Source organism: Luteimonas sp. GW821-FHT14E02, from assembly GCF_058803905.1.
The window spans coordinates 141002-148236 of sequence record NZ_JBXAPK010000010.1 but is presented as its reverse complement, the minus strand read 5'-3'; the positions used below and the strand labels follow the sequence as shown (position 1 = coordinate 148236).

General features: G+C 65.2%; 6 protein-coding genes. All 6 read left to right on the top strand.

All coding sequences use genetic code 11. The features are described from left to right. Positions 1 to 364 precede the first annotated feature (364 nt). On the top strand, positions 365 to 1666 hold the full coding sequence (locus tag AC1RNP_RS16245) for an efflux RND transporter periplasmic adaptor subunit (protein WP_493052322.1): 1302 nt from the start codon (positions 365 to 367) through the stop codon (positions 1664 to 1666). 2 nt (positions 1667 to 1668) lie between these two features. Beyond that, a complete protein-coding gene (locus AC1RNP_RS16240; RefSeq protein ID WP_493052321.1) occupies positions 1669 to 1893 on the top strand; it encodes a hypothetical protein in 225 nt (74 codons plus the stop codon). 183 nt (positions 1894 to 2076) lie between these two features. Further along, entirely contained in the window at positions 2077 to 2805 is a 729-nt protein-coding gene (locus tag AC1RNP_RS16235) for an ABC transporter ATP-binding protein (protein WP_493052320.1), read from the top strand. Between the two features lie 10 nt (positions 2806 to 2815). Next, on the top strand, positions 2816 to 4132 hold the full coding sequence (locus AC1RNP_RS16230) for an ABC transporter permease (RefSeq protein WP_493052319.1): 1317 nt from the start codon (positions 2816 to 2818) through the stop codon (positions 4130 to 4132). 147 nt (positions 4133 to 4279) lie between these two features. Next, entirely contained in the window at positions 4280 to 5521 is a 1242-nt protein-coding gene (locus AC1RNP_RS16225) for an ABC transporter permease (RefSeq protein WP_493052318.1), read from the top strand. 276 nt (positions 5522 to 5797) lie between these two features. Further along, the gene (locus AC1RNP_RS16220; RefSeq protein ID WP_493052317.1) at positions 5798 to 7141 is read left to right on the top strand and encodes a sigma-54-dependent transcriptional regulator; all 1344 of its coding nucleotides are present in this window, start codon (positions 5798 to 5800) and stop codon (positions 7139 to 7141) included. Positions 7142 to 7235: the final 94 nt, after the last annotated feature.

The following is a 7235-nucleotide window of genomic DNA, read 5'->3' as shown; positions in this document are numbered from 1 at the left end:
GACTCGACGATGGCGATGCCGGCGGAGTCGTAACCGCGATACTCCAGGCGCTTGAGGCCTTCGATCAGGACGGGGACCACATCGCGATTCGCGATCGCGCCAACTATGCCGCACATAAGGCCGAAACTCCCGAAGCTGGACGCCATAGTGTTATGGATTCGACCCGTCGATGTTTGAACACCCCGTTCAAACACCCCGTTCAAACACCCCGGTTCGAACCTCGCGCCCGCGGACAGTGTCCGGGCGGACGCCTGAAGTGTCCGCGCGGACACTTTTGAAAGAATAAATTCACAACAAAATCATGCGCTTGCGAGTTGGCACGGCAATTGCTCTGAATACGGGCAAGACCCCGAGCCCGCACCGCATGGACACCCAGACCCGCTACCGCATCCGCGACACCTCCGGCCAGGACCAGGCCCCGACCGGCACGCCCTCGCCCCTGCGCCGCCGCAAGCCGTGGCTCATCGGCGCAATCGCGGCGGCGGCGATCCTGGCCCTGGCGGCCTGGGTGATTTCCGGATGGGCCTCGGGCGGCCGTTCGTTCGACGCCTCGCGGCTGCGCATCGCCGAAGTGAAGCGCGGCGACCTGGTGCGCGATCTCTCCGCCGACGGTCGCGTGATCGCGGCCAACAGCCCGACGCTGTACGCGATCGCCGCCGGCACGGTCACCCTGCAGGTGGTGGCCGGCGACAAGGTGCGCAAAGGCCAGGAGCTCGCGGTGATCGACAGCCCCGAACTGCGCAGCAAGCTGGTGCAGGAAGAATCCACGCTCGCCGGCATGGAGGCCGAGGCCAATCGCGCCATGCTCGACGCGCAGCTGGCGCGCTCGAACGCGCGCAAGACGCTCGATCAGGCCGAGATCACCCGCACCGCCGCGCAACGCGATCTCGAACGCTATCAGCGTGCCTACACCGGCGGCGCGGTCTCGCAGAACGAACTGGCCAAGGCGCAGGACGAATTGAAGAAGGCCGAACTCGGCCTGGCGGCTGCACAGAAGGAATTCCAGCTGCAGACCGAAGGCGCCGGCCTCGACGCGCGCAACAAGCAGCTGCTCGCCGATCGCCAGCGCGCGGTGGTGGATGAAGCACGCCGCCAGGTCGACGTGCTGACGCTGCGCGCGCCATTCGACGGCCAGGTCGGCCAGGTGCAGATCGCGCAGGGCACCAGCGTGACCGCCAATGGTCCGGTGCTGAGCGTGGTCGACCTGAGCAAATTCGAAGTCGAGATCAAGGTGCCGGAAAGCTTCGCCCGCGATCTCGGCATCGGCATCCCGGCGCAGATCAGCAGCCAGGGCAAGACCTATCCGGCGGAAATCTCCGCGGTCTCGCCCGAAGTGGTGAACGGCGAAGTCAATGCGCGACTGCGCTTCGCCGACGGGCAGCAGCCACCTGGATTGCGGCAGAACCAGCGCCTGTCCGCGCGCGTCGTGCTCGATACGCGCCGCGATGTGCTGATGGTCGAGCGCGGCTCGTTTCTCGAACAGGATGGCGGCCGCCATGTCTACGTCGTCAATGGCAGCAGCGCCACCCGCCGTCCGATCGAGCCGGGCGTCAGCAGCTTGAATGCAGTGGAAATCCGTTCCGGGTTGCAGCCCGGGCAACGCATCGTGGTCTCGGGCGCCGATCTGTTCGGCGATGCCGAGAGTGTTCGCATCTCAGGAGAATGATCATGTCTACGTACAACAACACCGCCCCCTCCCCCTTCGATCAACTGCACTGGACCGCGCAGGAACTCGCCGAGGCCGTGCCGCGCCGTCTGCACGAACTGGTTCGTTTCGACGCGCAAGCCATCGCAGCGGCCAACTCCGTCACCAAGACCGCGCGCCGGTTTGACTGGCAGCGTCGCGGTTATGCGCCAAGTGGCGATCTGCCCGCCTTCATCCGCGTTTGCTGATGACCGCGACTTCACTACGCCGCCAAGATTGCCTCGTCATTCCCGCGAAGGCGGGAGTCCATGGATCCGCTTTCATTTCTCTCTCCGAAAAAGAAAACGAAAACGTTCCTGGGCTCCCGCCTTCGCGGGAATGACGAGCGAAAGCACAACACCGACAACCCCATCACTCCCAAAGGTCCTGCCATGTTGCACATGCAAGCCGTTTCCAAGGTCTACCGCACCGAGCTCGTCGAAACGCACGCGCTGCGCTCGCTCAACCTGCACGTGCAAGAAGGCGAGTTCGTCGCCGTCACCGGCCCGTCCGGCTCGGGCAAGACCACCTTCCTCAACATCGCCGGTTTGCTGGAGACCTTCACCAGCGGCGAATTCACCCTCGACGGCGAGAACGTGCGCGGCCTGTCCGACGACGCGCGCAGCCGCCTGCGCAACCGCAAGATCGGCTTCATCTTCCAGGGCTTCAACCTGATCCCGGATCTCAACCTGTTCGACAACTGCGACGTGCCGCTGCGCTACCGCGGCATGCCGGCGAGCGAACGCAAGCTGCGCATCGAGGACGCGCTGGCGCTGGTTGGCCTCGGCTCGCGCACCCGGCACTTCCCGGCCGAACTGTCCGGCGGCCAGCAACAGCGCGCGGCAATCGCACGCGCGCTGGCCGGCAGCCCTCGCCTGCTGCTGGCCGACGAACCCACCGGCAACCTCGATTCGCAGATGGCGCGCAGCGTGATGGAACTGCTGGAGGAGATCAACGCGCAGGGCACCACCGTCATCATGGTGACGCACGACCCGGAACTCGCCGCGCGCGCGCAGCGCAACGTGCACATCGTCGACGGCATGGCCACGGATCTCTCGGCCGAGCCGAGCCTGACGCAAGCCGCGCACCCCGCCCCCGTCGCTTCCATCGCCAACGCCTGAGGCCCACGCCATGCTCGGCTACTACTTCAAGCTCGCGCTGCGCAGCTTCAAGCGCAACAAGATGCTCACGGCGCTGATGGTGCTGGCGATCGCCCTCGGCATCGGCGCCAGCATGACCACGCTGACCGTGTTCTACATCCTCGCCGCCGATCCACTCCCGCACAAGAGCGGCAAGCTGTTCTATCCGCGCTTCGACTCGGAAAGCAAGAACGGCTACACGCCCGGCAAGGAGCCGCAGGACCAGCTGACCCGCTTCGACGCCGAAACGCTGCTGCGCGACAAGCGTGGCGATCGTCAGGCGTTCATGACCGGGGGCGAGGTCGGCATCGTGCCCGAGAATCCCTCCGTCTCGCCGTTCATGTCCTTCGCGCGCTTCACCACCGCGGATTTCTTCCCGATGTTCGAAACGCCGTTCCTGTACGGCCGCGCCTGGAACGGCACCGACGATGCCGCCCGCCCCCGCGTGGCGGTGCTTTCGAAGGCGCTCAACGACAAGCTGTTCGGCGGCGCCAACAGCGTCGGCAAGACCGTGAATCTGCAGAACGTCGGTTTCCGCGTCATCGGCGTCCTCGACGACTGGCAACCGACACCGAAGTTCTACGACGTCATCGGATCGCAGCGCTACGGCGAAATCGAGGAAATCTTCCTCCCGTTCTGGACCGCGCGCGAACTCGATTTCAACGTGAACGGAAACATGAACTGCTGGGGCGACGCCCCCAACAGCGATCCGGAAGGCAGCCATGCCCTCAACGCACCCTGCGCGTGGCTGCAGTACTGGGTGGAGCTGGACAGTCCCGAGAAGGTCGACGCCTATCGCCGCTATCTCGCCAACTATTCCGATCAGCAGCGCGCCGCCGGCCGCTTCGAGCGTCCGACCAACGTGCGTCTGAACAACGTCATGGAATGGCTGGAGATCAACAAGGTCGTCCCGAGCGACGTGCGCCTGCAGACCTGGCTGGCGTTCGGCTTCCTGCTGGTGTGCCTGCTCAACACCGTCGGATTGCTGCTGGCGAAGTTCCTGCGTCGCAGCGGCGAGATCGGTGTGCGCCGTGCGCTGGGCGCATCGCGCCGCAACATCTTCATGCAATGCCTGGTCGAAGCCGGAACGATCGGACTGGCCGGTGGCGTACTCGGGCTCGGTCTGGCGTTGCTCGGCCTGTGGGCGGTGCGCCAGCAGCCCGCGGAGTACGCCGAACTCGCGCATCTGGATCCCACCATGCTGCTGACCACTTTCGTGCTGGCGATCACCACCAGCCTGCTCGCGGGTCTGTTGCCCGCATGGCGGGCCATGCAGGTCACGCCCGCCATGCAGTTGAAATCGCAATAACTCCCTCCCTCCGAATGGAGGGGAGGGCCGGGGTGGGGTGACGTCGGGTCGCAACCCACTCTCCGGAAAGTTCGCTTGATCCGACGTCACCTCCTCCCAACCTCCTTCTGCATTCGCAGGAGGAGGAGCAAACAATCAGGAATCCTCATGGAACTCCGCCCGATTCTCTCCACCCTCTTGCGCCACAAGACCGCCGCGGCGTTGATCGTGCTGGAAATCGCGCTCAGCTGCGCGATCGTCTGCAATGCCCTGTTCCTGATCGGCGTGCGCCTGGACCGCATGCACCGCCCCAGCGGGCTGGCCGAAAACGAACTCCTCGTGCTCAGCGTGGCCGGCATGTCCACCGGCGAGGACAAGAGCGCCGGCGCCCAGACGAGAGCGGACCTGGCCGCGTTGCGCGCCCTGCCCGGCGTCAAGGCAGCCACCACCGCCAATCAGATCACCTTCGGCAACTCTTCTTGGAACAGCGGCGTCCGCCTGCAGAAGGATCAGCAGAGGTCGAATCTGAGCGCGTCGGTCTACATGGGCGGCGAAGATTTGCTCGACACGCTCGGCGTGAAGCTGGTGGAAGGCCGCAAGTTCGAACCCGGCGAGTTCCTCGATTGGGAAGTGCTCAATGCACCGAACAGCGAGGGCAATATCCCGACGGCGATCATCACCAGGCACATGGCCGAGGAATTGTTCCCGGGCCAGAGCGCCGTCGGAAAGGTGTTCTACAGCTGGGGCAACGAACCGACCCGCGTCGTCGGCGTCATCGAGCGGCTGGTACGCGTGCGGGATTCCCAGGAGGAATACGCCAACTACGAGACCTCGATGATCTTCCCCGTCCGAATGCCGTATGACAGCGGCAGATTCCTGATCCGCGTCGACGATCCCTCACGCCGCGATGAAGTGCTGAAAGCGGCGACGAAAATCCTGCGGGAAGGCACCCACAATCGCATCGTGATCGAAAAGGACAGCAAGCCCCTCGAGGAAATGCGTCACAAATTCTATCGCCAGGACAAGTCGATGGCCTGGCTGCTGGTGGCGGTGTGCGTCGCGCTGCTGGTGGTCACCGCCCTCGGCATCGTCGGCCTGGCGAGCTTCTGGGTGCAACAGCGCACCAAGCAGATCGGTGTGCGTCGCGCGCTCGGCGCCACGCGCGGGCAGATCCTGCGCTACTTCCAGACCGAGAACTTCCTGCTCGCCACTCTCGGCATCGTGATCGGCATGCTGCTGGCCTACGCCATCAACCAGATGCTGATGTCGAAGTACGAACTGCCGCGCCTGCCGCTGTTCTACCTGCCCGTCGGTGCCATCGCCTTGTGGCTGCTCGGACAGATCGCGGTGTTCTGGCCGGCACGTCGTGCGGCGTCGGTTCCGCCGGCAATCGCGACCAGAAGCGTTTAATCTGTCTAGGGTCTGCTGACGTATCCGGAGTAAGTCGCGTTGCTTCTCAATAGCCGCCAGGTGGTGTTGCACGGCGCTGCGCCTTGCTGCCTGCAAGGTCAAGCCGTGCGACGCCGCCTGGCGGCTATTGAGGAGCAACCCGAAGGGCCGCTCCTGAGGCGATGCGAGGCAGCGTCATCGCTCGGTTGCGTATCGACATACGCGCCCTCACTCTTCCTTGCCTCGCATCGCCTCAGGAGCGGCGCGACTTACTCCGGATACGTCAGCAGACCCTAGATGCCTACCGTTCTCGTCATCGACGACAATCCCGCTGTCGCCACCGCGCTGGAAATGCTGTTCTCGCTGCAGGAGATCGACACGCTGCGCGCGGAATCTCCGCAGGCAGGACTGGAGGTGTTGCGCCGCCACAACGTGGACCTGGTGATCCAGGACATGAACTTCCACGCCGATACCACCTCCGGTGACGAAGGCGTGGCCTTGTTCCACGACATCCGCGCGCAGCATCCCGACCTGCCCGTGATCCTGCTCACGGCCTGGACGCATCTCGAATCGGCGATCGATCTGGTCAAGGCCGGCGCCGCCGACTACCTCGCCAAGCCGTGGGATGACCGCCGCCTGCTGGCGACGGTGAACAACCTGCTCGAACTCGCCGAGACGCGCCGCGAACTCACGCAGCGCGAAGCCGGCGAGCGCCAGCGCCGCGACGCGCTGCTGCGCGATTACGACCTGCGCGGCGTGGTCTATGCCGACACCGCCAGCGAGAATGCGCTCGCCCTCGCCTGCCAGATCGCGCATGCCGACATTCCGGTGCTGATCACCGGCCCGAATGGCGTCGGCAAGGAAAAGTACGCGGAAATCGTGCATGCCAATTCCCGGGTGCGCAACGGACCATTCGTTGCGCTCAATTGCGGCGCGTTGCCGGGCGAGCTGATCGAGGCGGAACTGTTCGGCGCCGAGGCGGGCGCCTACACCGGCGCTGGCAAGGCACGCGAGGGCAAGTTCGAAGCCGCCGACGGCGGCACGCTGTTCCTCGATGAGATCGGCACGATGCCGCTCGCCGGCCAGGTGAAGCTGCTGCGCGTGCTGGAGACCGGTCGTTTCCAGCGCCTGGGCAGCAATCGCGAGCGCACGGTGAAGGTACGCATCGTCAGCGCGACCAACGCCAACCTGCAGGCACTGATCGCCGACGGCCGCTTTCGCGAAGACCTGTTCTATCGCTTGAACGGCATCGAGCTGCGCCTGCTGCCGCTCGCCCAACGCCCGCGCGACATCCTGCCGCTGGCGCGCCACTTCCTGCCCACCGGCGTTCGCCTCAGCGCGGATGCCGAACGCATGCTGCTGCATCACGCCTGGCCGGGCAACGTGCGCGAACTGCGCAATACCATGCAGCGCGCGGCGCTGCTGGCGCGCGGGAACACGGTGTCGGAAGCCGATCTCGACTTGCGCGTCACCAATACCGGTCCCGCCACTGGATTTGCTTTCAACGAACCGGATCGCGCCACGATTGAAACCGCGCTCGAGCGCCATGGCGGTGTGCTGGCGCAGGCGGCCGCGGAGCTCGGCCTCTCAAGGCAGGCGCTGTATCGGCGCCTCGAACGCCTCGGTATCCGGCGCGACTAGGGTTTCAAGCGCTCCCACGGCTCGTCATTCCCGCCTGCGCGAGAATGACGGGCAAAAACCAAAGTCGCGTTACGCTTTGCCTTATCCTCTCGCA